We start from the raw sequence: 25,785 nt of genomic DNA, 5'->3' as shown, positions 1-25,785 counted from the left end.
CACGTGCGCAGGGACGATCAGGCCGCGACGCTCCTGTCGTGGACCGCCGCGCTGCCGGCGCACTCGCTGGTCACCCGGCTGGCCCGGCTCGGCCAGTGGACCCGGCAGGCGGACCGGCGGCGGCCGTGGGTGCTGGACCTCGCCGTCGTGGCCGCGCTCTTCGTCCTGTTCTGCCTGCCGGACCTGTTCCCGCACGACGGAGACGGCGGCCCGGAAGAGCTGCTGCGCATGGCCGGTCCCCTGCCGGCAGCGGGCACCCTGGCCCTCCAAGCGGGCCTCCTGCTGCCCTTGCTGTGGCGGCGGCGGGCGCCGTCCGCCGCGCTGGCTCTGACGGCGGCCGTCTTCCTCGTCCAGTCGTCGCTCGGCGTCTTCCTGCGCGCCGACGTCGCCCTGCTCGTGGCGCTCTACAGCGTGACGCTGCACGGGCGGCTTCGGCACCTGCCGTGGGCCTGCGCGGCCGCGGTCGCCTCGCTGCTTCCCGTGGCCGCGCGGGTTTCCGATCTCGTGTCTTTCTGGGAAGCGCTGTTCTTCCTGCTCACCGCAGTCACCGCGGCCGTCGCGCTGGGACTGGCGGTCCGGATCCGCCGGGCCCAGCTCGCCAGCCTGCGCGACCGCGCGGTGCGCCTGGAGATCGAACGCGACCAGCGCAGCCGGCTGGCGGCCGCCAGCGAGCGCGTGCGCGTGGCTCGCGAGATGCACGACATCATCGGCCACAACCTGTCGGTCATGATCACGCTCGCCGACGGCGGCAGCTACGCGGCCGACGCCGCCCCGGAGCGCAGCAAGGAAGCGCTGCGGCTGGTGGGCGACGCCGGCCGTCAAGCGCTCGGCGAGCTGCGGCGCATGCTGGGCGTGCTGCGCGAAGAAGCGGACGGACCCGAGCTCGCGCCCCAGCCGGGCATCGCCGACCTGGCCGCGTTGTGCGCGCGGATCCGCGCGGCCGGCCCGGAGGTCGTCTACCGGACCGCGGGCGAACTCGACCACCTCGACCGGGGAGTGCAGCTCATGGCCTACCGCATCGTCCAGGAAGCGTTCACGAACACGCTCAACCACGCCGGCCCGCGCACCCGGATCGACGTCTCGGTCGCCGCCGAAGGCCCGGAGCTGCGCATCCGGGTCCGGGACGACGGACGCGCCGACACCGCCGCGCGACCTCGGCACCCCGCGGAGCAGGGGCACGGGCTGGCCGGGATGCGGGAACGCGCCGCGTTGTACGGCGGCACCGTCGACGCGGGTCCCGCACCCGGCGGCGGGTGGGTCGTGCACGCCGTCCTCGACATCGCGCCGCCACCGGAGAGAGCGCCGTGACCACCATCCTCATCGCCGACGACCAGCCGTTGCAGCGCTTCGGTTTTCGCATGCTGCTGGACGCGACGCCGGACACCGAAGTCGTCGGCGAAGCCGCCCACGGCGCCGAAGCCGTGCGCCGGACCGCGGAACTGCGGCCCGACGTGGTGCTCATGGACATCCGCATGCCCGGCATGGACGGCATCGAAGCGACCCGACGGATCCTCGCCACCGGCGGCCGCTCCCGCATCCTCGTCCTGACCACCTTCGACCTCGACGAATACGCCTACGCCGCGCTCCGCGCCGGAGCCAGCGGGTTCCTGCTCAAGGACGCCCACCCCGAGGAACTGCTCGCCGGCATCAGAGCGGTCGCAAGCGGCGACGCCGTCATCGCCCCCGCCCTCACCCGGCGGCTCCTCGACACCTACGGCCACCGGCTACCCGACGGCGCGGCCACTTCGGAGCCACCCGCGGACCCCCGCTGGCTGTCGTTGACGGCACGGGAACGCGACATCCTGCGGGCCATCGGGCAAGGCTGGACCAACAAGGAGATCGCCGAGCGGCTCGTCCTGTCCGAATCGACGGTCAAGACCCACGTCGGCCGCGTGCTCGCGAAAGTCGGTGCGCGCGACCGCGTTCAGGCCGTGATCCTCGCCTACGACCTCGGCCTGACCCGGCCGAACCCACCCGGCTGACCGCGGCCGCGCTACGGCGTCAGGTCTTCGAGGGCCCGCTTCTCGCCGTGGGAGAAGATGATCGAGCTGCGGAACTGCACGATCTCCTTGCGGCTGCTGAGCTTGTCGACCAGGAAGCCGTGCAGCTGGGCCACGTCACCGACGCCCACGTGCAGCAGGAAGTCGTCGCCGCCCGCGAGCACGAACACCGCCATGACCTCGGGCATGGCCAGCGCCTCCTCGTGGAACCGGCCGATCAGCGCGCGGGTCAGCGGGCGGATCTGCGCGAAGACCATCGCCTGCACCGAGCGGCCCAGTGCCGCGAGGTCGACGTCGGCGTGGAAGCCGGTGATCAAGCCTCGAGACCGCAGGCGGCGGATGCGTTCGGAACAGGTGGAGGCGGCCACCCCCACGATCTCGGCGAGGTCGCGCATGGGGATGCGGGCGTCCTGCTGGAGTTCGCGCACGATCTGCCGATCGATCCGGTCCATGGTCGAGTTTTCGCTCATGGTGCGAACGTATCGGCGCCGGGCCCGCCGCCTGTCACGCGGCTTCCGGTGCCGCCAGGACCGCACCGTCGACGGCACCGCCGACCGGTGGCTCCGGCTGCCCTTCACCCTGTCCCCCGACCAGGCCGAGATCGTCGCCGGCGTGCTGCGGGAAGCCTCGCTCCGGGCCCCCTCGGCACCGAAGCGAGACCTGCCCGTACCCCGGTGGACCGCTTGACCGGCGGTACCCGGGCGAGCCCGGCCGCGATGTGGTGCCGACGATGGATGAGGCGGTCGAGCCGGGAGCCCTCGAGCACGTCCGACACCTGTTCGACCGCGGTGCCGGCGCCGGAGGCCAGGTCCGCCACCGCACCGGGTGGGGCAGGCCACGCACCTGCCCCACCCGCGCCCGCCGTGGACTCCCCCGCGGGCTCAGTACGGCTTGATGCCGACGTCGCGAAGACAGCGAGCGGTGGTGAAGTGGAGCGTGAGGTACCTGGGCACGTCGACCAGCGCGCCGTTGCAGTCCCGGAAGGTCACGTCGTTGTTGCCGGTCCGGATTTCGTCCATCCAGCTGGTGAAGCCGACGTCGCCCTTGAACGAATTCCATCCCGCGCCGGCGAAACAGGTGTACCGCTGACCGATGGGTGCGACGGTGTGGTAGGTGACCTTGACGAAATTGGGGTCACCGCAGGGAACCTGCGCGGCCGAAGCGGCCGGAGCCGGCAGGAGGATCGCCCCCAGCGCGGCCGCGGCGGCGGCCGCACCGACGAGTTTACCCTTCATCATGTTTCCCCTTCTCTTGTTTCCGAATGGTCCGCCGTTATCGGCGAGCCACGGCGTAGGCGACGCGGAGGTGGTCGCCGATCATCGTGATGGCCGTCCGCGCGGTCTCCACGGGCTTGCAGTGGGTGAACCCGTGGTCCGCGCCGGCGAATTCGTGGTAGGTGACTTCACCGCCGTCCGCGCCGACTCTTTCGGCGAAGGCGCGCATGTCGTGGCGGAGGGTGTCGAGGCCGCCGGTGAGGATCAGCAGCGGTGGGAAGACGCCCGGTTTCCCGTACTTGGCCGGTGACACGACCGGATCGGCCAGGTCGGCGCCGAGCAGGTAGGTCTCGCGGATCATCCGCAGCATCCAGGGCCCGATGACGGGAAGCTTCCTCGGTGAGGTGCGGCTCGCATCGGGGCAGGGTGAAGTCCGACGCCCCGTACTCCAGGCTGGCCGCCACCGGCAGCGGCTGCTCATCCTGCAGGGCCTGGACGATCAGGCTCAGCGCGAGTTTGGCGCCCGCGCTGGCCCCGCCGACCGAGACCCGGTTCGCGTCCCAGCCGCGCGTGCCGGCCTGGTCCCGAATCCAGCGGTAGACGTCGTAGCATTCCTGCTCCGCAACGGGAAACCGCACCTGCGGGCTCACGTCGTAGTCGGGAAGGACGACGTGGCAACCCAGTTCACCGGCCAGGTACCGGGCGACGTTGTCCTCCTGTTCCGGGCGGCGCACCACGAACGCCCCGCCGTGGAGCAGCAGGTGCACCGGAGGGCGCCGTTCCACCTCGATGTCCCCGCGCACCGGCGAATACAGCAGGCGGCGATGTCGCCGTGCCGGGTGGGGATCGTGATCCGCTCCGGCGCGGCGACGGGCTTCGCCGTGAACCGCAGCTTCGGGGATTCGAGCAAAAGCCGGCTCAGTACCGGGAAAGCCACCTGGAACGTGCGGGCGAGCAACGCCGGGCGCCAGGCGATGACCGGTTCTTTCGACGACATGGAAGGCTAGTTCTTGGCTTCGGCGATGACGTGCTGGACGGCCTCGACGGCGATCGCCGGCTGGTTGACGTAGATGTAGTGATCGCTGGTGGTGGCCACGACGGCCTCGCTGCGGCTGGACAGGTCGAGCCACTTCTCCTGCCCCGCGGTCCACGCCTTTTCCAGCGCCTCCCCGTACTGCGGGATCTGCTGGGCGAGGTAGGGCTGCCCGTGCCGGATCACCACGACCGGGATGTCGCCGGCGTAGCCCACCTCTCCGTCCTGAATGGACAGCTGCTCCGGGTTCTGGCCGGTGTAGCCCGCGACGGCCCCCGCGCGGGCTTCGGCCGCCGGCCCGGTGGCGGACTCCGGGATGCCCGCGCTGGTGTCGGCGACGATGGTCGACGGAGTGGCGTCCATCAGGACGAGCCCCGCGACGCGGTCCTGGTGGGCGGGGGTGTAGCGGGCGGCGATCAGCCCGCCCATGGAGTGCGCGGCCAGCACGGCGGGACGACCGCCGGCGACGCGGTCCAGCACCCCGGTCAGGACCTTGCCGCTGCTCTCGAGCGTCTGCGGGCCCGGCGGCTGGTCGCTGGCGCCTTCGCCGAGCCGGTCGTAGGAGCAGACCCGGTGCTTCTCACTCAGCGTCTTCTGGAAGTCGGCCAGTTTGTCCAGGCCGTCGCCGAGCCCGGCGAGCAGGACCACGACCGGCTGGCCGTCGACCTGGGTGCCGGAACAGGACACGTTCACCGACCGGCCATCGACGGTGATCTTCGCGGTGCCGGAAATCGGGCTCTGGCCGGCGTTTCCGGTGCCGGTCGCCGTCGCCGGGGTGGCCGACTCCGAAGCCTCGTCGCACCCGGCCAGCACCGGCCCGGCCATGGCGCACACCAGTGCGGCGACAGCGGCTGTCTTGACGTTGCGGAACATCAGTTCTCCAGTGAGGGTCTTTCGACGTGAGCCGATCCGGATTCGCGACCCGAATGCCGCGGACGCCCCGCAGGCTAGGGAATCAGCGGGCTCTTGATCATCACCACACAGTGGGCACTTGCGCGTAGCTCGCACGGGGGACAAACCGCGGTGCCCACCGCGGCACACTCCCTAACTAAGTTAATCTGCGACTGCGGTCAGCTTGCCTGAACTTTGTTAATGTGTCAAGCGCGAGCGACCGCCAGCTCGCGCCGCTGCCGGCGGGAGAACTCCACGATTGGCGCGGCCACGGCTGCATAGCCGGTTCTCGCTGGTCCACCGCCTTCCGCGCCGCTGACCTCGCCACCGCAGCGGACGAGGACGACACCACCGCCGAGGACTCCGGAGAAGCCACCGCATGACCACCACGACCGTTAACGAACCCCGCACGGCCGCCGCGTAGGCTGCCCGCCGCCGCAGCACGCAGGCCGCACTCGATCGCGTTCACGATGCGATTTCCCGTCTACACCGGGAAAAGACCCCAATCAGCATCGCCGCCGTCGGCCGTCGGGCCGCTGTCTCACGAACCTTCCTCCACGACAACCCCGAAGCGCGCAGCGCGGTCGCCGCAGCCATCGCGGACGCCGACGCACGGCGCGGCCAGGCGCTCGCCGACCTGGGCGACCAATTACGAGGCAACCTCGCGGAACAGGCCCTTCACGCCGACTTCGCCCGAGCCCCGATCCCGGCCACCGACCCCGGTGGCCGGGCCATGCCGGCCTACACACGAATGTTCCAGGCTACGTACAGGTCGACCTGCCGCGCCGGTTGGCGTCAACAAGTTTCCGGGGATTTTCGATTTCCTCGGGCGGCCACCGACCGGAGGTCAGCTGAGGCGCGGACGGCCAGTCGATGCCCCACCATGAGCGAGGTCGATCGTGGTGCGGAAAGGACCCCGCATCGCATCGGCGTCACAATCATGTGTCCGCTATGTCCAAAAGAACTTTGCCGACCGCTCCTTGTTCGACCGCGTCCTGCGCCGCCGCAGCGTCCGCGAGGGGGTAGTGATGGATCGGGAGTCCAGAGTCGCCGCCGATGCGGAAGCCACCAGTGGCGATGGCCGCCGTGACGTCACTCGCCGCCTGTGCCAGCGCCTCGGCGTGCAGGGAGTACAAGACAAGGTACTGATATCGAAGGTTCTTGAAATAGGTTTCCAAAACGGGTACTGAGTATTCGTCGCCCCCGTGCTTGGCATAGATCGATACGGTTCCGCCGGTTTTCACAACAGCAAGGTCCAGTGCGTTGTTCTGGGCTGGAGCGACCTCCACCACCAAGTCCACCCCGTCGGGCGCGGCGGCGCGTACCGCGCTCTCGGCGTCGCCTTGCCGATAGTTGATCACATGGTGGGCGCCAGCGGCCTTTGCCAATGATTCCTTGCTGGTGGAACTCACCGTTGTGACGACGGTTGCGCCCGACCAGCGCGCCAACTGGACTGCGGCGTTGCCAACTGCACCTGCACCGCCCTGCACCAGGACCGTCAGTCCGGTCATCGCGCCTGGCCCTAGATGCGAGGGGCCGCGATCGTGCACAGTCAGAGCACGATGCGCAGTCAAGGCGGGCACCCCGATTGCGGCACCGATGTCGAAGCTCACTCCATCAGGCAAGGGAACGACGCGGCTGATCGGTTGCACCACGTACTCAGCTGCCGTACCGAAAGGCTTTCCATGCTGGGCGAGAAACAGCCAGACGCGATCGCCGACCGCACAATCGGCTACCTGCGGCCCCACCGCGTCGACGACGCCAGCGCCGTCTTGGCCCGGCGTCACTTCATCGAAGGGCAGCGGCCGGATTCGGAATCGCCAATCGGTGGGATTGACTCCGGACCGCATCAGGCGGACCCGAACTTCACCCGGACCGGGTTCGGGAATGTCGCGCTCGGCGAGCGACAGGACATCGGAGGCGCCGGGGCGAGTGTAGACAATGGCTCGCAAGTCGAGCTCCTGACTAGAGATTGAGGTTGGGTTTGCCGTTACTGCCCCGATAGTGAAGGAAGTTGACCCATTCATACGCAGACGCAGCGTCGAGGGTCAGGTTGAGCTGTTCGGCCACCCGCCTCTTCACAACACGCTTGGTCAGAGCAAGTGCATAGGCGGACTTCGACAGAAGCTGACGAACCATGCCGTCAACGACTTGATCGAGTTCAGCCGGTGGCACGGCGTAATTGATCGCACCCATGTCGGCCAGTTCAGCGGCTGTATAGGGCTTGGCAAGAAGCAGGTATTCCATCGCTTTGGCCGGGAACATGTGCAAGGGCACCAATGCGCCTCCGCCGTCACCCGGAACCGTGTCGAACCCGAAGATCTTCCGCAGGTCCATATGCACATCAGCCACTATCGCATCGTCCCTGGCGACGACCAGGTCGCAGCCGAACATGATGCTTTGACTGAACCCGACACAGTCTCCGTTGACTCGAGCGATCACCGGCTTCTCCATTTCGGCCAGCGTTTGCTGAGTCAGTCGCACGCCCTGAAACCCTCTCCACATCCAATCCGGAAAATCGATCGGCTCGGGATCGAGCTTGCCGCCCTCGACGTAGGGGGGAGCCGGCAGAATCCACGGCGCGCCGTCGTCGATGCCAGTGATGACGACGACTCTGACCGCGTCATCCTCCCGCAATCGTGCGAGCGCCCTGCCGAGGTCGTAGTGGAGTTCAGCTTGAGAGCCCTGCGCACTGAGAACCGCTACTCGTTCTGAGGTCAACAACCTCACAGTCGCCACGGCCCTGCTGATCTCCACGTCGACCGATTCGAACAACTCATAACCAACGGCCGTCACCATATGACATCTCCCACCTTTGAATCTCAGCCACCACAGCGGGGGTGCGACGAATTGTCTCGCTGCCGCCCCGGGCAGCGTTCGACGAGGAGGACCACCACGTCGCGGCCGACGGGCACGCTCCGGGTCCCCATGGTCGGCCCCGAGGGCACCCCGCACCGGTCAGGCACCTATGTGGAAGTAATGTTTCCATCTTGCGCCCACCGTACCGCGGCTGAACTGAAGATGGAAGCATTACTTCCAGATGCTACGGTGGCGGCATGTCCGTGAAGCCGCTACGACGAGATGCGATGGAAAGTCGTGCTCGGATCATCAGCGCTGCGCGAGTGGTATTCGCCGAGCATGGTTGCGAGGTGCCGCTGGCTGAGGTCGCCGCGGCCGCCGGGGTCGGCGTGGCAACGCTGTCGCGCCACTTCGACCGCGCGCAGCTCGTCCAAGCCGTCATCGAACAGCGCCTGCAGGAGCACGTGAACACCGCTGACGACGCACTCGCGTTGGCTCCCGAGGAGGCGGTTCTCTCCTACGTGCGGGGCCTCTGCGCTCGCGGGCTCGTCGATCGCAGCCTGATCCGAACGTTCACACTCCCTCTGCCGGACTCGCAGATTGCGGGTCGCTTGCGTCGCCAGCTCCGACAGCGCCAACTGAAGCTCATCAGCGCTGGACAGGACGCGGGCGTGCTGAGGGCGGGTGTTGTTCCCGAAGATCTTCTTCTTGTCCTCCTGGCTGTGCAGTGCAGCAGGGAGAGCACGACTGGAGATGCGGCGTGGGAACGTACGCTGGCAATCCTTCTTGCCGGGCTATCCGATGCCGCCACCGATCGCGAGTTGCCGAGTCCCCCTCGGCTGGACGACCTCAGTCAACCTGCCAACGGTCCACGACCGGGTCGACGGCCCAGCCCGCTCTCGAAATCCTGACACCACGCCGTGCTCACGGACGCCCGCCCCAACAGCGGGCAAAGCGTAGCTGCCGGCGCGGTGATGCGGGATGAGGGGCGAGTTCTTTCGAAGATGGGGGTTCCTACCCACCTCACCCGAAAGACCTCGATGTTGCCGGTGCCGGAAAGTCCATCCGCGCAGGTCAACAGGCATAACGTCGCGAGCAGTCCTGGTCGGCACGATTACAGCTCGAGCTCCTCCGCTTCGCCTACCTCGCCGTCTCGTACGCCTTCGCCGCCCTGCGCCCCTGTCGAACGTACTGCCATCGGCATGTGCGGAGCTAAACTACGCATCAGCGCAGGTCGGAGGGGCAATCCGGGCATCGGCGGTCGGTAAAACGGTGGCCCGCCGACATCCGCAGCTCGAAGTGGAGCCGGGCCAAGTCCAGCACTCAGGGGCGGACGAGCACCTTCCCGACCGCGCCCTTCTCCACGGCCTCCTGCGCGGCGATTATTTCCTTGAGCCCGTACTCGGTGACGGGCAGCGCGGACAATGCGTCCGCCTCGATGGCGGCATTCGTCCAAGACAACAGCCGCTTGAAATCATCAGCGGAGACGGTGTACATCAGCGCGAACCGGATTGTCGCGTTCGCCACCGCCAACGGCAGGATCGGAATCCGTGGCTGTTCGCCCTCTCCGGCGTACACCGCGATCGTGGCGTTGGGCGCGAGGACGGCGGCGTCGGTGTCGATGTTCGCCCCCAGCGCGACCTCGACGACCCGGTCGACCTGCCCGACGGATTCCAGAATCCTTTTCGCGACGTTCTCCTCGCGGTAGTTCAGCACGAGGTCGGCTCCCGCGGCACGCGCCAGCTCGCCCTTCTCCTCGGAGCTGACCGTGGTGATCACCTGGGCCCCCGCGTGCTTCGCGAACTCGATGGCGAAGTGCCCGACCGCTCCCGCACCGCCCGCGACCAGGACCGTCTTCCCTTGTACCGCACCGGGATCACCACCGAGGCAGTACGCCGCGGTGAGGGCGGGCACGCCGAGGCAGGCGCCGAGCTCGTCCGAGGCGTTGTCGGAGAGCGGGACCGCTTTGTGGGCCGGGACCACCGCGAACTCCGCGGCCGTGCCGTACGGGTTCTCGGCCGCGGCGAGGTAGAGCCACACGCGCTGACCGACGGTGAGCCCGGTGACTCCCGGACCGAGGGCGTCCACCCGGCCGACGCCGTCGTGGTGCGGCACCTGGAAATCGCCGGGCGCGCGGCCGGTGAGCCCGGCGCGGGCCTTCCAGTCCGTGGGGTTCACGCCGGAGGCCGAGATCGCGACGCGCACCTCCCCCGCCTGGGGCTCGGGCACCGCCAGCTCGACGAGTTCAAGCACGTCCCGGGCCGGCCCGGTGGTCCGGTAAATCGCTGCTCTCATGCACCTCATGGTGCCCGGTCCCGGTTGGAGCGCGGCACAACCTCGTCGCGGCAGAGTTGGTCGCACCGCCATACCCCTGTCTGCCCGCGTCGCCAAGAGTGAGCACCGTCATACCAGAAATGCTCAGCCAACGACGTCCGCAGGAGCCCTCTGTGAGCAGGACCGACTCCCCGGTAGTGACCGATCCCCTGACCGAGCGCGAAATCCTCGCCATCCAGCACCTGATCGCCGAGATCGCGTTCGCCTTCGACAGCGGCGGCGGCTATGCCGAACGGCTGAGCGGACTGCTGGCCGCGTCAGCGCACGGTGATAACCAGTTTGCCCGTCGTGCGACCGGTCTCTCCCAGTGCGTGCGCCCGAGCGCCTTCGGCGAGGGTGAAGGTGCCGGAGACGTGCGCGCGGAGCTTGCCCTGGCCGGCGAGGTCGGCGACGGCCCGCATCCCGGCCTGGTCGTGCTCGACGAGCAGGATGACGGCGCGGACCTGTGCCCGCTCCGCCGCGGCCCGGGTGTCCTCGGCCTGGGGCACCAGGGAAACCAGGACACCGCCGGGACGGAGCACTCGCACGGAACGGGTCGCGGTTTCCCCGCCGAGCGCGTCGAGGACGACGTCGTACTGCTGCTCGCCGTCGGCGAAGTCCTCGGTGCGGTAGTCGATGCAGGCGTCCACGCCGATCTCGCGCAGGAAGTCGTGTTTGGCGGCACTCGCGGTCCCGGTGACGTGCGCGCCGCGCGCCTTGGCGATCTGCACCGCGAGATGCCCGACACCGCCGGCCGCGGCGTGGATCAGCACCCGCTGCCCGGCCCGCAGGTCCGCGGTGTCGGCGAGAGCCTGCCAGGCGGTGAGCGCGGCCAGCGGCAGCGCGGCCGCCTGGACGTGGTCGATCCCGGCCGGCTTGGCCGCGAAGGCGCGGGTGGGGCCGGTCACGTACTCCGCGTGGGAACCGGCGCCGTGGGGGTAGGGCAGCATGCCGAACACCTCGTCACCAGGCCGGAACAGGGTGACGCCGAAGCCGGTTTCCACCACGGTTCCGGAGACGTCCCACCCCAGGATCATCGGCGGTGGCGGCAGGAAGATGGTCTGCGCGCGGTGTTTGAAGTCCGTGGGGTTGAGTCCGGCCGCGTGCACGGCGACCAGGATCTCCCCCGGGCCCGGCGCGGGCCGCGCCAGCTCGGTCAGCCGCAGGACCTCGGGGCCACCGAGAACGGTTTGGTGCAGGGCGAGCATCGTCGGGGTGCGTGTGGAGCCGGGGTGTTCGGCGGTGTCGGTCGAAGTCATGTCGTCATCCTGGCCGGACGCCGTGATCCGGGACGATGGCAAGATAGTCATGTTCCGATATGTTCTTGCCATGCCCGCCCACAAGGTCGTCGTCCTCGCCCTCGACGGCGTCTACCCCTTCGAACTCGGTATCCCGCACCGGGTCCTCGGCTCAGCCGGTGGCCGCTACGAGGTGCTGTCCGCGAGCATGGACGGACAGCCCGTGCGCACCGACGCGGATCTCACCGTCGCCCCCGGGCACGGTCCCGAGGTACTGGCCGAGGCCGACACCCTCGTCATCCCCCCGTACACGCTCTCCCCCGCTTCGGCCGCTGCCCCGGACCCGCGGGCCGTCGCGGCCCTGTCCCGCGTGCGCCCCGGCACCCGCCTGGTGTCCATCTGCACCGGCGCCTTCCTGCTGGCCGCGGCCGGTCTGCTGGACGGGCGGCGGGCCACCACGCACTGGGCGCTGGCCGACTGCTTCCGGGAACTGTTCCCGCAGGTCGAACTCGACGCCGGCGTGCTGTTCGTCGACCACGGCGACGTGCTGACCTCGGCCGGTGCGGCGAGCGGGGTCGACGTCTGCCTGCACCTGGTGCGCCAAGACCACGGCAGCGAAGTCGCCAACCAGGTCGCCCGCCTGTGCGTCATGCCACCGTACCGGGACGGCGGGCAGGCGTAGTACATCGAACAGCACGTGCCGCCGGCGAGCGCGACCGGCACCGGGCCGACGCGCGACTGGGCGCTGCAGCACCTCGGATCGCCGCTGTCGCTGCACGAACTCGCCACCCACGCGGCGATGAGCACCCGCACCTTCGCCCGGCGCTTCCGAGAGGAGACCGGCACGAGTCCCGGTCGCTGGCTGACCCAGCACCGGCTGCGGCGGGCGCGGCACCTGCTGGAGTCCACCGACCTGCCGGTGGACCGAGTCGCCCACGAGGTCGGCTTCGCCACCGCCACGTCGCTACGCCGGCACCTGGCGGCGGAAGCGGGCGTCGCCCCGTCGACCTACCGGCGCACCTTTCGCGCGTCGGACCCGGCGAGGAACCGGCCGCCGGGCGGCTGACCGCGGACCCCCTCGGAAACTCGCGGATCTCGGCGAGGGCCTCAGACCTGGCCGATCCCGCCGTCGACGGGGAGGTCGATGCCGCTCACGAAGCTCGAGTCCGCGGAGGCGAGGAACAGCGCGGCGGTGGCGATCTCGTCCTCGGCGCCGAGGCGGCCGACGGGCACCCGTGCGGCGATCTGCTCCTTGAAGCCCGGCGGAAGGTCCGCGAACGCCGGGGTGTCGATCGCCGCGGGGCTGAGGACGTTGACCCGGATCCCGCGGTCCTTGAGGTCCGTGGTCCACGTGCGGGCGAACGACCGCAGGGCCGCCTTGCTCGCGGCGTAGACCGTCGTCCCCGGGTCACCCTTCTCCGCCGCGCCCGAGCCGATGAGCACGATCGAGGCACCGTCGGACAGCAACGGCAACAGCTTCTGCACGGTGAAGAACGTCCCGCGCACGTTCACGCCGAACACGGCGTCGAACGACTGCTCGGTCACGTCGCCGATCGGCTCGTTCCACGTCCAGACGCCCGCACTCGCGACGAGAACGTCGACCCTGCCCAGTTCGGCGGCCACGACGTCGGCCAAGCGGACGACGTCGGCGATCTCACCGACGTCGCCCAGCACGCCGGTCACGTCGTGCCCGACGGCGGCCACCGCCGCGGCCAGGCGGTCCTGCCGCCGGCCCGTGATGACCACGTGCGCTCCCTCCCGCGCGAACAGCTTCGCCGTCGCCAACGCCAGCCCGGAGGTCGCGCCGGTGATGACCGCGACCTTCCCGTCGAGTTTCGCCACGTCACTCCTCATGGTCCCGAAAATGAGTATGCCCTCATGTTCTCTCCGCACCGACAGTACCGAAGATGAGACCACCCTCGAAGTTGAGGGGTGTCACATCTTGTACCGTGGACCCCATGCCGACCACGGACAACGCACCGGCTCGCCGAGACGCCCGCCGCAACCGCGAGCGGCTGCTCGAGTGCGCCCGGCGGGCGTTCGCCGACCGGGGCGCGGGCGCCGCCCTCGACGGCATCGCCCGGGACGCCGGCCTGGTGGTCGGCACCCTCTACCGGCACTTCCCCACCCGCCTCGACCTGCTGTGCGCCGTTCTCGAACCGAAGCTGCGCCGCGTGGTCGGCGAGGTGACGGCCGCAACCGGCCTGGACGACCCGTGGGAGGGGCTCCGCACCCTGCTCGAAGTCCTGGGTACCGCGCAGGCCGGCGATCAGGCGTTCGCCGACTTCCTGGCGCGGCGGTTCCCCGGCGACGAGCGCACCGAAGCCGTGCACAACGAGATCTGCGCGCTCTCACAAGGGGTTCTCGACCGGGCGCAGGCGGCAGGCGTCGTGCGCCCCGACGTCACCGGCGCCGACCTCTTCCTGGTCCTGTGGGCGAGCGCCCGGATCGCGGAGGTCACGTGGCACGCCTCGCCGTCGCTGTGGCGGCGGCACATGCACCTCGCGCTCGATGGGTTCCGCGCGTCGGACCGGCTCTACCTCGGAGAAACCGCGTGGAACGCGAACCAGCTCTTCCGGGCGGTCACCGGTCAGGGAGCGCACTCCCCGGCACGCTGAACTGCCCGATGCCGATGACGTCGAGCAGGCGCAGCTGCTCGACGGCCGGGCTGCCGGCCGGGGCGACGAAGAACTGCAGCCGCTGCCGTCCGTCCTCGCTGAACAGGTTCTGGCAGTGGACGTCGACGACTCCGAGTTCGGAATGGACGATCCGCTTGTGCTCACCCCGGCGGACAGCGACGTCGCCGGTGTCCCACAGCGCCCCGAACTCCTCGCTCGCCCGCCGGAGCCGGGAGACCATCGCGGCGGCCGCACCGCCGGGGGCGTGCCGGGCCGTGGCGGCGCGGAGGTCGGACACCAGGACCTTCGAGTGGTGCGGGTGGTCGTCCTCGGGGTAGATCGCCCGGACGGCGGGGGTGGTGAACCACTGCTCCAGGAAGCTCTCCCTGGTCACCGGACCGAGGAGAGCGGTGGCGAGCCTGTTCTGCACCACCGTTTCGTGCAAGTCGGTGATGATGCGCGCCGGCGTGCCGTCAAGCCTGTCGAGCAGCGCGAGCATCGCCGGCGGCACGTGCGCCGAGACGCCGTGCGCCGGCGGCACGGGCCTGCCCGCCAGCAGGAACAGGTGCTCGCGTTCGTCGTCGTCCAGGCGCAACGCCCTGGCCAGGGCAGCCAGCATCTGCGCTGACGGCTGCGCGCCGCGGCCTCGTTCGAGCTCGATGTAGTAGTCCACCGACGCTCCGGCGACCTGCGCGACCTCATCCCGGCGCAGTCCCGGGACCCGGCGTCGCGGGCTCGTCGGCAGGCCGATCTCGGCGGGCGTGACGCGCGCCCGCCGCGACCGCAGGAACAGGCCCAGCTCAGCGAGGTTCACCCCGCCATTCTCCCCGGCACACCGCCGCCGGAGCCAGGGGACGCCGACCCCTGGGTCAGCGGCAACTGTCACCGCCCGGCCCCGCGCGAAAGGCTCTGCGGGACAACGAAAAGGAGCACGCCATGCCATTCGCCAACCTGAAGGTCCCCGCAGGCACGCTGTCCGCCGAGCAGAAGCAGACGCTCGTCGAGAAAGTCACCGACCTCTACGCCGACACCTTCGGTGACGCCGTCCGGGACAACACCATGGTCCTCGTCGACGAGGTCGCCGACGGCGGCTGGGGCATCCGCGGCGAGGTCCTCACCCTCGCGAAGATCCAGCGGTCGTGAGTGTGGAGCGGCGGCCCGGCCCGGGCCGCCGCTCCCCCGTGACGCCCTTGGTCATCCTTGACAACTTAACTTTGTTCAGGCACGCTCGGTATTGAACTTAGTTAAGGACAGTCGGGCGCCTGAGGAGGAAGGCCATGCAAAAGAGGGCACTGGTGGTGGGGCTCGGAATCGCGGGGATGTCCGCGGCGATCGGGCTGCGCCGGGCGGGGTGGACGCCGGTGATCGTCGAACGAGCGGCCGAGCGGCGGACCGGGGGCTACTTCATCTTCATGTTCCCGGAGGGTCTGCAGGCCGCGGCCGACCTGGGGATCGCCGACCACCTGCACACCCGCAACCCGGAATGGCGACCGGGCGGGAACTCGTGGTCCGTGGATCGCCGGGGCAGGCGGAAGCCGGCTCTGGGATTGCTGGACGCGCCCGAGGGACTGGCCGCGGTGCTGCGCGGCGACATCGAGGCCGCGTTGTGGCAGGGCATCAGCGGCACCGGGGCCGGGGACGCGGTCGAGGTGCGGTTCGCGACCACTCCCGTCGAGATCACCGAAGGCACCGGCGGGGTGCGGGTCCTGCTCGAGGACGCCGGCACCGGTGCGCGGTACCGCGAGGACTTCGACCTCGTGGTCGGCGCGGACGGGATGCGCTCGAGCGTGCGCCGGATGGTGTTCGGCCCGGACGAGGACTACCTGGCGAGCTGGAAGGCGATGATCTGCGCGTTCCAGATGAAGGAGCAGGTGCCCTCCTACGAGGCGAGCGACAGCATCATCGTCTCGCGCCCCAAGCGGGCGATGTGGGTGTTCGGGCTCGCCGACCACGCGCCTTGCGCGTGGCTGACCTACCGCACCGAGGACATCCCGGACCGGTTCGCCGGGCCGTCGATCGAGCAGGTGCGCGCGGCCTTCGCCGGGATGGACGACGAACCCGTCGTGCGCCACGTCCTGGAGTCCCTGGAGCAGGCCCCCGAGCACGTTTTCGACTCGATCCACCAGGTGAAGATGCCCCGGTGGAGCAAGGGCCGGGTCGTGCTGGTGGGGGACGCGGCCTGGTGCATGAACACCTACTCGGCCATGGGCTCCTCGTCGTCGCTGCGCGGCGGCGCCGCGCTGGGCGTGGCCCTGCGGGAGCACCCCGGCGACCTCGCCGCCGCGTTGGACGCCTGGGAGGCCGGCCTGCGGCCCTACATCACCAAGCAGCGGCGCTCCGCACGGGTCAAGCAACAGCGGTTCGTCCCGTCCAGCCGCCCGGTCGAGGTGCTGGTTTCGGGCGTTCTCGAGCTGATCCGCAGGGTCGTCCACCGCCGGCTGGCAGCGGAGTTCACCGCGGCGGCCCCTGCCCCGTCCGGCGCGGCGCGGTGACGGCCATGCGGAAGCGGGCGTTGGTGGTGGGGCTCGGGATCGCGGGGATGTCCGCGGCGATCGGGCTGCGCCGGGCCGGGTGGACGCCGGTGATCGTCGAACGGGCGCCCGAGCGCCGGACCGGGGGCTACTTCATCGGGCTGTTCCCGAGCGGCCGGCAGGCCGCGGCCGACCTGGGCATCGTCGGCCACCTGCACACCCGCAACCCGGATCGGGCGACCGGCGCGAATTCGTGGTCGGTGGATCGCCGGGGCAGGCGCAGGCCGGCTCTGGGATTCCTGGACCAGCCCGGGGAGCCGGCCGCGGTGCTGCGCGGGGACATCGAGGCCGCGTTGTGGGAGAGCACCACCGGCGTCGAGGTGCGGTTCGGGACCACTCCGGTCGAGATCACCGAGGGTCCGGACGAGGTGCAGGTCCTGCTCGAGAAGGCCGGTGCGCGGTACGGCGAGAGCTTCGACCTGGTCGTCGGCGCCGACGGGATGCGCTCGAGCGTGCGCCGGATCGTGTTCGGTCCGGACCAGGACTACCTGACCAAGTGGAACGCGATGATCTGCGCCTTCCCGTTGAAGGAGCAGGTGCCGTCGTACGAGGCGAGCGACAGCATCATCGTCGCGCGCGCGAAGCGGGCGGTGTGGGTGTTCGGGCTCGCCGACCACGCGCCCACCGCGCTGCTGACGTACCGGACGACGGACATCCAGGAGCAGTTCAGCGGGTCGCGGGTCCAGCGGCTGCGCTCGGTCTTCTCCGGAATGGACGATCCCGTGGTGCGGCACGTCCTGGACTCCCTGGAAGAGGCCCCGGACCACCTGTTCGACTCGGTGCACCAGGTGCGGATGCCGCGATGGTCCCAGGGCCGGGTCGTTTTGGTGGGAGACGCGGCGTGGTGCATGAACCTCTACTCGGGCATGGGTGCCACGTCCTCGCTGCGCGGCGGCGCCGCACTGGGCGCGGCACTGCGGGAGCACCCCGGCGACCTCGCCGCCGCGCTGGACGCCTGGGAGACCGGCCTGCGTCCGTTCATCACCAAGCACCAGCGCACGGCGCGGCTCAAGCAGCAGATGTTCGTCCCGTCCGGCCGCCGGGCCGAGGCGCTGCGGTCAGTCCTCCTCGGCCTCGTCCGCAGGATCCGCGGCCGTCGGCCGGCGACGGCGGCGGGCGGTCCGCGAGCCCGGGTGCGGTCCGGCGCGCCGGGGTGAGAAACGCGGGCCAACTCCGATCGTCGTTCGGAATTCAGGCCATTTTTCGAACGTAGCTCGGTATCAAGGGATTTCGTTCCGACCTATCGTGGATGCTGGGGGCATGAGCCGAACAGATCTCGTATCCACGCTCGACCGGGCGGGTGTCGAGCACGAGGAGGTGCACGTGGTCCGCGGGGCTCGCAGCGACATCCCGATCGTCGTCGCGGTGCACTCCACCGCACGCGGCCCGGCGATCGGGGGCTGCCGGATCAAGCCGTACCGGTCCGTCGGGGACGGCGTGGCCGACGCACTGCGGCTCTCCCGCGCGATGACGCTCAAGTGCGGACTCGCCGAACTGCCGCACGGCGGCGGAAAAACCGTCGCGGTCCTCGGTGACGCACCGCTGACGCCGCCGGTGCGCGAGAACCTCGTGCTCGACATCGCCGAGACGATCCGCACGCTGGGCGGGCGCTATCGCACCGGGCCCGACATCGGTACCACCCCGCAGGACATGGCGGTGATCCACCGCCTCACCCCGGGCTGGGCGTTCTGCCGTCCCGAAACGCTGGGCGGCAGCGGCAACTCGAGCGCGGCCACCGCCCGCGGCGTCCGCGCCGCTCTCGACGCGGCGGTCGCCCACGTCCGCGGCACCCGTGCGGTGACCGGCCTGCGGATCGGTGTCATCGGCTACGGCAGCGTCGGGCGTCTCCTGGGCCGGTCGCTGGCCGCCGACGGCGCCGAGGTGGTCGTCACCGACCGGGACGACCGCCTCCGCGCGCAGGTGGAGACCGACGGCCTCACCTGGTCCACTTCGGACCTGCTGCGGCAGGACCTCGACGTCCTCGTGCCCGCCGCCACCGGCGGGCTGCTCAGCCCCGAGAGCGTCGCCGGCTGCACGATTCCGTTGATCGTCGGCCCGGCCAACAACCAGCTCACCGGCGACCACGTCGCCACCCTCCTGCACGAGCGCGGCACCACCTGGATCCCGGACACGGTCGCGAGCGCCGGCAGCATCATCCACGCCGTCTGCCGTGAGGAGCTGGCCTGCGACGAACCGGAAACCGGCGCCCGCATCGACGCCATCGGCGCCAAGGTCGACCGGATCCTGGCCCACGCCCGGACCCACGGGACCACCCCGCTGCAAGCCGCACACGCACTCGCCACCCACCACCAGCCGGCAACGGCCTGAACCCGCGGAGCACCACGCACCATGACCATCGCACCAGGCGACCCCCAGCCGCCGTCCGATCCGCCGCTCAAAGTCGTGCTCGTCGTGCGGGACGGCTTACCCACCAACCAGGCGGTCAACGCGGCGACCGTCCTCGGGGCCAGCATCGGCACCCGGCTGGGGCTCCCGCTGGGTCCCGAGGCGGTCGACGCCACCGGCACCCGCTACCACGGCATCGTCACCACGCCGGTACCGATCCTGACCACCGACGCCGGCGAGCTGACCCGGCTCCACCGGCTGGCCGGCGAGCGGGAACAGCTGACCGTGCTGTGCCTGACCGAAACGGCTCGCCGCGCCCGCACCTACGAGGCGTACCTGGCCGACCTCGCCGCCACCACCGAGTCCGACGCCGACCTCGTCGGCATGATCGTCGCGGGCCCGCGCAACCAGGTCACCAAGCTGACCAAGCGGCTTCCCCTGCTGGCCTGAGGCACCGGGTACCCCGTGGTCACTTCGCACGCCACTCGTCCACGTGCTCGGAAACGAATCGCGCGAAAGTGCGGGGCGGCCGGCCGGTCAGATCAAGAACCGCCGTGCTGACACAGTCTTCCCGCCCCCGCCGGATACCCAGCCCGTGATCACTTCGCACGCCACTCCTCCGCGTGCTCGGAAACGAATCGCACGAAGGTACGGGGCGGCCGACCGGTCAGATCAAGAACCGCCGTGCTGACACAGTCTTCCCGCCCCCGCCGGATACCCAGCCCGTGATCACTTCGCGCGCCACTCGCCCACATGCTCGGACACGAATCGCGCGAAGGTACGGGGCGGCCGACCGGTCAGATCAAGAACCGCCGTGCTGACACGGTCTTCCCGCCCGCGCCGGATCCCGTCCTCGACGGTCGCGAGGGCGGCGGCGAACTCGGCGGGCAGGCCGGCGGCCCGGTAAGCCGCGGCCTGCTCGTCCGGCTCGATCCGCCGTACCCGGATCCGGCGGCCCGCCTGGGCGGTCATGGCTTCCGCGGTGTCGCCGTAGCTCAGGCTTTCGGGCCCGGTGAGCAGGTAATCGTCGCTCGCGGTGCGGACTTCGGGCTCCCCCAGCAAAGCCGCCGCGGAAGCCGCGATGTCGCGGACGTCGATCCACCCCACCTTGCCGTCGCCGGCCGCGGTGCGGATCTCGCCGAGCCGGTGGATGCGGTCCCCCCAGCGGGTGCGGGCGCAGGAAGTTCTGCATGAACCCCGAGGCGCGCAGCACCACCCAGCCCGGCTCGGCCCGCACCCGCGCCGCCAGCTCCAGCGCGCTGGGCGCGTTCGGCAGGACGATGGCGGATCCGAGCAGCACGAGCCGTCGCACGCCGGACTGCCGGGCGCGGCGCAGGAAAGGTTCGGCCAGGGGCAAGGGGTCGACGCTTTCCACCGGGGGAACCAGGAAGACGCGATCCATGCCGCGCAGCGCGGCTTCGTGGGTACTCGGGTCCGCCCAGTCGAATCGGACCGCGTCGGGATCGACGGCGGAGGGGTGCCTGCTCGCGATCCGCACCGGTACTCCCGCACCGCGAAGCTGTTCGGCCAGTGCCGCGCCGGTCTTCCCGGTGCCGCCGGTCACGAGCACCCCGGTCACGAGACGTCGTCCCGGTCGAGCGAAGCGATCAGCTCGGGCAACCGCCCGGCCGCGCGAGCCGTCGCCAGCGGGCTCCAATAGTCGCGGTACACGGTGATCTGTTCCTCCCGCACGGTCAGCACGACGACGTAATCCAGCCGGTAGCGCTCGCCGGTGCGCACCGCGCGCCCCTCGGCCGTCCACTCGATCACCGCGGTGTTCGCGTCCTCGGTCGGCCGCACGGTGAGCGCGGCGACTTCCCGCACGTCCAGCAGTTCCGGGTATCCGGCCAGGTAGCCGCGGACTTCTTCGCGCCCCGTCAGGCGCCGCGGCGCATCGCCTGCGGCGAAAGGGAATTCCGCGGTGCCACCCGCCGCCCAAAGATCCGCGACCGCGTCCATCTCCTTTTGCAGCAGCAGGTCGAGCAGCCGCCGAAACACTTTCTCCGGTGCACTGGGCACGTCATCCTCCTCGGGAAATTCCGCTGGCCGGACCAGCGTGCCCAGCCGGCGGGCACCCGGGGAACCCACGCTCAAGCCCCGGACTGTCAGTGCGAGGCAAGGCCGGACGCCACATGGGATGATCGCCGTGTGTCCGGACAAGAGCTCGCCGATTTCCTCCGCCGCCGCCGGGAAAACCTGCGGCCGGAGGCTCACGGACCGCGCGCCCGGCGGACCCCCGGCCTGCGCCGCGAGGAGGTCGCGGCCCGCGCGCAGGTGTCGGTCAGCTACTACGAACGGCTGGAGCAGGCCCGCGCCTCCCGCCCGTCGCCGCAGGTGCTCGACGCGCTGGCGAAAGCCCTCCAGCTCACCGGAGCGGAGCGCGAGCACCTGGCCGGGCTGGCCGGCCAGATCCTGCCCGGCGCGCACCGGGAGCACGAGCGGATCCCCGATGAAGCGCGGGCACTCCTCGACCGGCTCGGCACCATTCCGGCCTACATCGTGAACAGCAGGCAGGACATCGTCGCCTGGAACCGCGCGGCGGCGGCCTTGATCACGGACTTCGGCCTGGTGGCGCCCGCCGAACGCAACGCCGTCCGGCTCGCGCTGCGGCTGGCCGGCACCCTGTGCGACGCCGCGCCGGCGGCGGAAGCGACTTTCGCACGGCAATCCGCCTCGCAATTGCGGACGGCTGTCGTGAAACACCCCGCCGACCGTGCGCTGGCCGAGCTGGTCAACGAGTTCGCCGCGCACGACACCGATTTCGCCGCCGGCTGGCGAGACCACGACGTGCGCCCCATCCCCGCCGTCCGCAAGCGGCTGCACCACCCGGTTTGGGGAGAACTGGAACTGGATCGGACCACTCTGCTGTTCCCGGGCGCGGGACACACCCTGGTGATGTACACGGCCGAGCCGGGCAGCTCGAGCGCCGCCGCCCTCGAGCGGCTGTGACGCTTACGTACGCGACTCCGGCCGGCCGAGCGCGGCGTAGGTGAGGTCGGTCAGGTAGTCGTTCAGGGCGAGGACCGCGGCGACCGCGGCCGTTTCGTCGCCGTGGGCGATCGCTCGCAGCAGGTCGCCGTGCAGCCGGGCCGCGGTTCGCAGGTCCTCGGCCACATCGGGCAGGTGGGCGAACCAGAACCGCCGTGACAGCGACTGCAGGGGCGCCATCGCCAGTTCGAGGTACTCGTTCTGCGTGGCTTCGACGACCAGGGCGTGCGACCGCTTGAGCAGCGTGGCGAACTGCCGGACATCGGCGCCTTCGAACGCTTCCAGCTCGGCGACGAGCGCGAGCATCTGCTCCTTCTGGCCGGTCTGGGCGCGGTAGGTCGCGAACCGCGCCGCCATCTCTTCCAGGCCGCGGCGCAGTTCGAGCAGCCGGAAGTGCGCTTCGACGGACACCGCGGCGACGAACACCCCGCGGTGCGGGTGGATCTCGACCATGCGCTCCCGGGCGAGCCGCTGCAGCGCTTCGCGCACGGGCGTGCGGCCGAAGCCGGTGCGGGCCATCAACCCGGCCTCGGAGACGGCCTCACCCGGTGCCAGGTCCTGGAAGGTGATCATGTCCTCGAGCAGGGTGTAGACCTGTTCGGCCTTGTTGACCTGTTCTGTCACCCGCTCATCATCGCTCATCCCGCGGCGGGGCTGGACATCACCCGCCGGCGCCATGTACAACCAATATATGAGTGATATGTCGGTCGAGTTCCCCGGCTGGCGCCTGGCCGCCGCCGCGTCGGACGCGGCGCAGCTTCCCGTGCTCGCCGACGTCGACGTGGTCGTCGTCGGTGGCGGAGCCGCGGGCGTGGCCGCCGCGACCGTGTGCGCCGAAGGCGGGCTGTCCGTGGTGATCGTCGAGCGGTACGGCTTCTTCGGCGGTGCGGCGGTGGCCGGGATGTCCGGCACGATCTGCGGCCTCTACCTCGCCACGGAATCGGGCGGACCGAAGCAGGTGGTGCACGGGTTCACCGAGCGCTTCCGCGAAGGCCTCGCCGAGCGCGGCGGCGTCACCGGCCCCCAGAAGTACGGGAAGACCTGGACGGTCGCGCACGATCCGCTGGTCTGGCGCGAGGTCGCCGACGACTTCCTCGAACGCGCGGGCGTGCGGATCCTGCTCCACACCGCGGTCACCGGAGTCCTCGTCGAGCAGGGGCGGCACGCGGGCGTCGTGGTCGAATCCAATGCCGGCCGGTCGGTGATCCGGGCCGCGCGCACCATCGACGCGTCCGGGGACGCCGCGGTCGTCGCCCGTGCCGGGCACGCCACGCGGTTCGGGGACGGTGGCCGGATCCAGAACCCCACCATGTTCTTCCGGCTCGGCAACGTCGACCTGCCGGCGTTCCGCGAAGCCTACGGAGAAGACACGATCTGCCCGCCGTGGGTCAGCTCCGCCATCGAGTCCGCCCGCGCGGACGGCCTCGGCCTCCCCCGGTCGCACGTCTGGCTGTTCCACACGACCCGGCCCGGCGAGCTGCTCGTGAACGCGACCCGCCTGGTCGGCCGCGACGGGCGGATGCTGAACGTGGTCGACCCCGAAGACTTCACCGAGGCCGAGATCGACGGACGGCGCCAGGTCCGGGACTACGCCCGGTTCCTGCGGCAGCGGGTGCCGGGCTGCGCCGGCTCGTTCGTCGTCGACACCGGCGTCGAAGTGGGCATCCGGCAGACCCGCAGCATCGAGGCGGTCGAGGAACTCACCAACGCCGACGTCCTCGCCTGCCGCAAGCGGGCCGACGGGATCGTCCGGTCACCGTGGCCCATCGAGCTGCACTCCGGCGACCGGCCGGAGCTGCGCTGGCTGCTGGACGACTTCTACGAGGTCCCCTACCTCGCCCTGGTGCCGCGGACCGGCGAAAACATCATCGTGGCCGGGCGCTGCCTGGGGGCGGAGCACGAGGCCCTCGCGTCGGCCCGGGTCACCGCCCAGTGCTTCGAGTACGGCCACGCGGCCGCCGCGGCGACTTTGCTGTCGCTGCGGGAAGACCTGCCGTACCGGTCGGTGTCCGGCGCCGACGTCCGAGCGGCGATGCACGCCGCCGGCAGCAGTCTCTGACCCGACATCCGCGAAAGGACCACCGCCGTGACCGGCCTCCCCGACTACGAGCCCGTGCGCCCGGGCGCGCTGCGCAGCGAGTTCACCCCCGGCAGCACCCGCTGGGCCGTCCGCCGCGCCCAGTGGACCGCGCTGGGCCTCGCCCCGGAAGACCAGGGACGCCCCAAGATCGCGATCGTCAACACCTCCTCGAAACTCGGCATCTGCTTTTCCCACCTCGACGGGATCGCCGAAATCGTCGCCGAAGCGGTGTGGGAAGCGGGCGGACTGCCGTTCGAAATCCGGACCACCGCGCCGCTGGACTTCGTGACCAGTGCCGGCCGGAAGGCCCGCTACCTGATGCCCACCCGCGACCTCATCGTCAACGACGTCGAGGCCGCGGTGGAGGGCGCCGTCCTGGACGGCATGGTCTGCCTTTCCTCGTGCGACAAGACCACGCCCGCGCACCTGATGGCCTCGGCCCGGCTGGACCTGCCCTCGATCATCGTGCCCGGCGGCTACCAGCGCGGTGGCCACTACGGCGGTTGCTCGGTCGACATCGACACCGTCTACGAATCGGTCGGCGCCGTGCAAGCCGGCACCATGACCGTCGGGCAACTCGGCGAGCTGGCCGACTCGGCGATCCAGGGGCCCGGGGTGTGCGCCGGGCTCGCGACCGCCAACACCATGCACGTCCTGGCCGAGGCGATGGGCATGACCCTGCCCGGAGCGGCGCCGATCCGCGCGAACTCCGACCGGATGCGCGCACTGGCGGCCGACGCCGGCCGCCGGATCGTCGCGATGGTCGCCGAGGGGCTGACCGCGCGGAAGATCCTCACGGCGCAGGCCATCGAGAACGGCGTCCGGGTGGCGATGGCGCTCGGCGGCTCGGTCAACTGCGTCCGCCACCTGGCGGCCGTGGCCAGCGAGGCGGATCTGGACCTCGACGTCGTGGCGCTGTTCGAGCAGCTGGGCAAGGACACGGCGCAGCTGGCGGCCATCCGTCCGAACGGGACGGACCAGGTGTGGGACCTCGAACGCGTGGGCGGCGTCCGGGCCGTGCTGCGGACCCTGCTGCCCCAGCTGCACGGTGACGCGCTGACGGTCAGCGGGCGAACCGTGGCCGAGCTTTCCGGCGACGCCCCGGAGGCGGACGGAACCGTACTGCGCCGGCTCGACGACCCGGTGCGCCCGGAACCGGGATTGCTGATCCTGCGTGGCTCGCTGGCGCCCGACGGGTCGGTGGTCAAGGTCGCGGGCGCCGGGAACGCCCGGCGCCGGTTCACCGGCCCCGCCGAGGTGTTCGCGGGCGAGGACGCCGCGATCGCCGCGCTGGGCACCGGCGACATCGCCGAAGGAAGCGTGATCGTGCTGCGCGGGATGGGACCGCGCGGCGGACCCGGCACGGTCTTCGCGGCGAGCTTCGTCGCCGCCCTCAACGGCGCCGGCCTGGGCGGCAAGGTCGCGGTGGTGACCGACGGCGAACTGTCCGGCCTCAACCACGGGCTGGTCGTCGGCCAGGTCATGCCGGAAGCCGCCGACGGCGGCCCGCTCGCGGGCGTGCGATCCGGCGACACGATCACCATCGACCTCGACGACCGGACCATCGAGACCGTCCCGCTCCGGCACGGGGAACCGGTCACCTCCGGCCGCCCCGGCGAAGAACGGGGCTGGCTCGGGCAGTACGCCGCGCTCGTCGGCCCGGTCCAGCAGGGAGCCGTTCTCCGCCGTCCCAAACCCGCCGGCCACTGACGCGAACCTGCCCTGATCGAAGGA

29 protein-coding genes and 3 pseudogenes are annotated in these 25,785 nt (G+C 70.7%); 17 read left to right on the top strand and 15 right to left on the bottom strand.

Annotated elements, in window-relative coordinates; all coding sequences use genetic code 11:
* The first annotated feature begins 3 nt into the window (after positions 1 to 3).
* Together EIY87_RS31305 and EIY87_RS31300 are read left to right on the top strand one after the other, a co-directional pair.
* On the top strand, positions 4 to 1,308 hold the full coding sequence (locus tag EIY87_RS31305; RefSeq protein ID WP_225440134.1) for a sensor histidine kinase: 1,305 nt from the start codon (positions 4 to 6) through the stop codon (positions 1,306 to 1,308).
* Positions 1,305 to 1,982: a response regulator gene (locus EIY87_RS31300; protein WP_125313392.1), complete on the top strand. Its 678-nt coding sequence runs from the start codon at positions 1,305 to 1,307 to the stop codon at positions 1,980 to 1,982. The genes EIY87_RS31305 and EIY87_RS31300 overlap by 4 nt, the downstream gene beginning before the upstream one ends.
* A gap of 11 nt (positions 1,983 to 1,993) precedes the next feature.
* On the opposite strand, the gene EIY87_RS31295 is transcribed toward EIY87_RS31300, so the two are convergent.
* Entirely contained in the window at positions 1,994 to 2,470 is a 477-nt protein-coding gene (locus EIY87_RS31295; protein WP_125313391.1) for an Lrp/AsnC family transcriptional regulator, read from the bottom strand.
* On the opposite strand from EIY87_RS31295, the gene EIY87_RS31290 reads away from it, so the two are divergent.
* Positions 2,469 to 2,687 (top strand): hypothetical protein, encoded by a 219-nt coding sequence (locus tag EIY87_RS31290; protein ID WP_125313390.1) that lies wholly within the window; start codon positions 2,469 to 2,471, stop codon positions 2,685 to 2,687. The two genes, EIY87_RS31295 and EIY87_RS31290, sit on opposite strands and share 2 nt — an antisense overlap.
* 194 nt (positions 2,688 to 2,881) lie before the next feature.
* Here EIY87_RS31290 and EIY87_RS31285 read toward each other — a convergent pair whose 3' ends face one another.
* From EIY87_RS31285 to EIY87_RS49330, 3 genes and pseudogenes are all read right to left on the bottom strand, one after another.
* The gene (locus EIY87_RS31285) at positions 2,882 to 3,238 is read right to left on the bottom strand and encodes a beta/gamma crystallin domain-containing protein (protein WP_125313389.1); all 357 of its coding nucleotides are present in this window, start codon (positions 3,236 to 3,238) and stop codon (positions 2,882 to 2,884) included.
* A 34-nt stretch (positions 3,239 to 3,272) separates the two neighbouring features.
* Complete coding sequence (locus EIY87_RS49005) at positions 3,273 to 3,584, bottom strand: alpha/beta hydrolase (RefSeq protein ID WP_263855640.1); 312 nt, start codon at positions 3,582 to 3,584, stop codon at positions 3,273 to 3,275.
* Between the two features lie 112 nt (positions 3,585 to 3,696).
* Positions 3,697 to 3,948, bottom strand: a pseudogene (locus tag EIY87_RS49330) (alpha/beta hydrolase); the annotation flags it as partial.
* Positions 3,949 to 3,963: 15 nt separating this feature from the next.
* On the opposite strand from EIY87_RS49330, the gene EIY87_RS49325 reads away from it, so the two are divergent.
* Positions 3,964 to 4,221, top strand: a complete 258-nt coding sequence (locus EIY87_RS49325; RefSeq protein WP_158641388.1) for a hypothetical protein — start codon at positions 3,964 to 3,966, stop codon at positions 4,219 to 4,221.
* Here the strand turns inward: EIY87_RS49325 and EIY87_RS31270 are convergent.
* Complete coding sequence (locus EIY87_RS31270; RefSeq protein WP_125313387.1) at positions 4,218 to 5,120, bottom strand: alpha/beta fold hydrolase; 903 nt, start codon at positions 5,118 to 5,120, stop codon at positions 4,218 to 4,220. The genes EIY87_RS49325 and EIY87_RS31270 overlap by 4 nt on opposite strands.
* 460 nt (positions 5,121 to 5,580) lie before the next feature.
* Between EIY87_RS31270 and EIY87_RS49320 the strand changes: the two are divergent.
* Positions 5,581 to 5,730, top strand: a pseudogene (locus EIY87_RS49320) (hypothetical protein); the annotation flags it as partial.
* Positions 5,731 to 6,076: 346 nt separating this feature from the next.
* On the opposite strand, the gene EIY87_RS31260 reads toward EIY87_RS49320, so the two are convergent.
* Positions 6,077 to 7,090: an NADPH:quinone reductase gene (locus EIY87_RS31260; protein ID WP_125313386.1), complete on the bottom strand. Its 1,014-nt coding sequence runs from the start codon at positions 7,088 to 7,090 to the stop codon at positions 6,077 to 6,079.
* Positions 7,091 to 7,103: 13 nt separating this feature from the next.
* On the bottom strand, positions 7,104 to 7,937 hold the full coding sequence (locus tag EIY87_RS31255; protein WP_125313385.1) for an enoyl-CoA hydratase/isomerase family protein: 834 nt from the start codon (positions 7,935 to 7,937) through the stop codon (positions 7,104 to 7,106).
* Positions 7,938 to 8,194: 257 nt separating this feature from the next.
* On the opposite strand from EIY87_RS31255, the gene EIY87_RS31250 reads away from it, so the two are divergent.
* Positions 8,195 to 8,848: a TetR/AcrR family transcriptional regulator gene (locus tag EIY87_RS31250; RefSeq protein WP_125313384.1), complete on the top strand. Its 654-nt coding sequence runs from the start codon at positions 8,195 to 8,197 to the stop codon at positions 8,846 to 8,848.
* A 412-nt stretch (positions 8,849 to 9,260) separates the two neighbouring features.
* On the opposite strand, the gene EIY87_RS31245 is transcribed toward EIY87_RS31250, so the two are convergent.
* Positions 9,261 to 10,232 (bottom strand): NADPH:quinone reductase, encoded by a 972-nt coding sequence (locus EIY87_RS31245; protein WP_125313383.1) that lies wholly within the window; start codon positions 10,230 to 10,232, stop codon positions 9,261 to 9,263.
* Positions 10,233 to 10,528: 296 nt separating this feature from the next.
* Complete coding sequence (locus EIY87_RS31240) at positions 10,529 to 11,458, bottom strand: NADP-dependent oxidoreductase (protein WP_225440159.1); 930 nt, start codon at positions 11,456 to 11,458, stop codon at positions 10,529 to 10,531.
* A gap of 121 nt (positions 11,459 to 11,579) precedes the next feature.
* On the opposite strand from EIY87_RS31240, the gene EIY87_RS49155 reads away from it, so the two are divergent.
* Positions 11,580 to 12,170, top strand: a complete 591-nt coding sequence (locus EIY87_RS49155) for a GlxA family transcriptional regulator (RefSeq protein WP_318531905.1) — start codon at positions 11,580 to 11,582, stop codon at positions 12,168 to 12,170.
* Between the two features lie 15 nt (positions 12,171 to 12,185).
* A complete protein-coding gene (locus EIY87_RS49150) occupies positions 12,186 to 12,554 on the top strand; it encodes a helix-turn-helix domain-containing protein (protein ID WP_318531904.1) in 369 nt (122 codons plus the stop codon).
* 41 nt (positions 12,555 to 12,595) lie between these two features.
* On the opposite strand, the gene EIY87_RS31230 is transcribed toward EIY87_RS49150, so the two are convergent.
* On the bottom strand, positions 12,596 to 13,342 hold the full coding sequence (locus tag EIY87_RS31230; RefSeq protein ID WP_225440133.1) for an SDR family oxidoreductase: 747 nt from the start codon (positions 13,340 to 13,342) through the stop codon (positions 12,596 to 12,598).
* 104 nt (positions 13,343 to 13,446) lie between these two features.
* On the opposite strand from EIY87_RS31230, the gene EIY87_RS31225 reads away from it, so the two are divergent.
* Entirely contained in the window at positions 13,447 to 14,106 is a 660-nt protein-coding gene (locus EIY87_RS31225) for a TetR/AcrR family transcriptional regulator (protein ID WP_158641387.1), read from the top strand.
* Here EIY87_RS31225 and EIY87_RS31220 read toward each other — a convergent pair.
* Positions 14,072 to 14,920, bottom strand: a complete 849-nt coding sequence (locus EIY87_RS31220; RefSeq protein ID WP_125313380.1) for an MmyB family transcriptional regulator — start codon at positions 14,918 to 14,920, stop codon at positions 14,072 to 14,074. The two genes, EIY87_RS31225 and EIY87_RS31220, sit on opposite strands and share 35 nt — an antisense overlap.
* A 122-nt stretch (positions 14,921 to 15,042) precedes the next feature.
* Between EIY87_RS31220 and EIY87_RS31215 the strand changes: the two genes are divergently transcribed.
* From EIY87_RS31215 to EIY87_RS31195, 5 genes are all read left to right on the top strand, one after another.
* A complete protein-coding gene (locus EIY87_RS31215; RefSeq protein WP_125313379.1) occupies positions 15,043 to 15,249 on the top strand; it encodes a tautomerase family protein in 207 nt (68 codons plus the stop codon).
* 134 nt (positions 15,250 to 15,383) lie between these two features.
* Positions 15,384 to 16,598 (top strand): FAD-dependent monooxygenase, encoded by a 1,215-nt coding sequence (locus EIY87_RS31210; protein WP_125313378.1) that lies wholly within the window; start codon positions 15,384 to 15,386, stop codon positions 16,596 to 16,598.
* Between the two features lie 5 nt (positions 16,599 to 16,603).
* Positions 16,604 to 17,794 (top strand): FAD-dependent monooxygenase, encoded by a 1,191-nt coding sequence (locus EIY87_RS31205; RefSeq protein WP_191984317.1) that lies wholly within the window; start codon positions 16,604 to 16,606, stop codon positions 17,792 to 17,794.
* Between the two features lie 103 nt (positions 17,795 to 17,897).
* Positions 17,898 to 18,965: a Glu/Leu/Phe/Val dehydrogenase dimerization domain-containing protein gene (locus EIY87_RS31200; protein WP_225440132.1), complete on the top strand. Its 1,068-nt coding sequence runs from the start codon at positions 17,898 to 17,900 to the stop codon at positions 18,963 to 18,965.
* Positions 18,966 to 18,986: 21 nt separating this feature from the next.
* Entirely contained in the window at positions 18,987 to 19,433 is a 447-nt protein-coding gene (locus EIY87_RS31195; RefSeq protein WP_125313376.1) for a DUF2000 domain-containing protein, read from the top strand.
* A 279-nt stretch (positions 19,434 to 19,712) separates the two neighbouring features.
* Here the strand turns inward: EIY87_RS31195 and EIY87_RS48555 are convergent, their stop codons facing one another.
* From EIY87_RS48555 to EIY87_RS31175, 3 genes and pseudogenes are all read right to left on the bottom strand, one after another.
* Positions 19,713 to 20,090 (bottom strand): Rossmann-fold NAD(P)-binding domain-containing protein, encoded by a 378-nt coding sequence (locus EIY87_RS48555; protein WP_225440160.1) that lies wholly within the window; start codon positions 20,088 to 20,090, stop codon positions 19,713 to 19,715.
* Positions 20,091 to 20,292: 202 nt separating this feature from the next.
* Positions 20,293 to 20,547 (bottom strand): annotated as a pseudogene (locus tag EIY87_RS48995) (NAD(P)H-binding protein); the annotation flags it as partial.
* Between the two features lie 11 nt (positions 20,548 to 20,558).
* A complete protein-coding gene (locus EIY87_RS31175; RefSeq protein WP_225440158.1) occupies positions 20,559 to 21,071 on the bottom strand; it encodes a nuclear transport factor 2 family protein in 513 nt (170 codons plus the stop codon).
* Positions 21,072 to 21,131: 60 nt separating this feature from the next.
* Here EIY87_RS31175 and EIY87_RS31170 point away from each other — a divergent pair, with 60 nt between their 5' ends.
* Positions 21,132 to 21,932 carry a helix-turn-helix transcriptional regulator gene (locus EIY87_RS31170; RefSeq protein WP_125313375.1) on the top strand — a complete coding sequence of 267 codons (801 nt, stop codon included), beginning with the start codon at positions 21,132 to 21,134 and terminating at the stop codon, positions 21,930 to 21,932.
* A 3-nt stretch (positions 21,933 to 21,935) separates the two neighbouring features.
* On the opposite strand, the gene EIY87_RS31165 is transcribed toward EIY87_RS31170, so the two are convergent.
* Positions 21,936 to 22,595 carry a GntR family transcriptional regulator gene (locus EIY87_RS31165; RefSeq protein WP_225440131.1) on the bottom strand — a complete coding sequence of 220 codons (660 nt, stop codon included), beginning with the start codon at positions 22,593 to 22,595 and terminating at the stop codon, positions 21,936 to 21,938.
* A 67-nt stretch (positions 22,596 to 22,662) separates the two neighbouring features.
* Between EIY87_RS31165 and EIY87_RS31160 the strand changes: the two genes are divergently transcribed.
* Positions 22,663 to 24,030, top strand: coding sequence for an FAD-dependent oxidoreductase (locus tag EIY87_RS31160; RefSeq protein WP_125313374.1), 1,368 nt, complete (start codon positions 22,663 to 22,665; stop codon positions 24,028 to 24,030).
* A 27-nt stretch (positions 24,031 to 24,057) separates the two neighbouring features.
* Complete coding sequence (gene ilvD, locus EIY87_RS31155) at positions 24,058 to 25,761, top strand: dihydroxy-acid dehydratase (protein WP_225440130.1); 1,704 nt, start codon at positions 24,058 to 24,060, stop codon at positions 25,759 to 25,761.
* Positions 25,762 to 25,785: the final 24 nt, after the last annotated feature.

This window comes from Amycolatopsis eburnea, assembly GCF_003937945.1.
Taxonomy (GTDB): Bacteria; Actinomycetota; Actinomycetes; order Mycobacteriales; family Pseudonocardiaceae; genus Amycolatopsis; species Amycolatopsis eburnea.
This window is presented reverse-complemented; position numbering and strand designations above follow the sequence as displayed.